Here is a 470-nt window from a genome sequence, read left to right as displayed (position 1 = left end):
CGACCTGTCGATCCTTCGGGACGCGCGCCCGCATCATCCGCTCGGGATCATTCGTCCAGGTCTCGGGCAGGAAGAGCCGAAGGCCCACCATCACCGGCACTTCGCGCGAGGCCAGGGTCATCGACACCAGTGACTGGCAATTGGACGTCTTGCCAAGCGACGATGCGTATTGAGGCGCGACACCAACCGAATGTTGTCCCTTCTTCGGTAACGCTGTGTCGTCAATGACGAGAAAACCCGCCTCATCGCCGACCAGGCGATCTGCCTCCTTCAGCAGGGCGGCCTCGAGCGGAGCGCTGTCCCAAACCCCTGCCGCGACAAAATGATGAAGCTGATCGTAGCCGACATCGCCCGCTCGCGCGGCCATCGGTTGTACGCTCTTACGGTCGCCCGGCCCGATCAGACCAGCAATGTACAGCGGACACATCCGGCGCCGAGCTGGATGCGAAAGACCTGCCAAAAACGGTTGA

At 62.1% G+C, this 470-nt stretch carries 1 protein-coding gene; it reads right to left on the bottom strand.

All coding sequences use genetic code 11. The features are described from left to right. Nucleotides 1-470: IS701 family transposase (locus ACWGTO_RS33855; protein WP_454579001.1), on the bottom strand; the 470-nt coding region annotated here is incomplete at both ends.

This window comes from Mesorhizobium sp. PL10, from assembly GCF_053714315.1.
The sequence above is the reverse complement of the archived record's forward strand: the minus strand, read 5'-3'. Positions and strand labels throughout refer to the sequence as shown.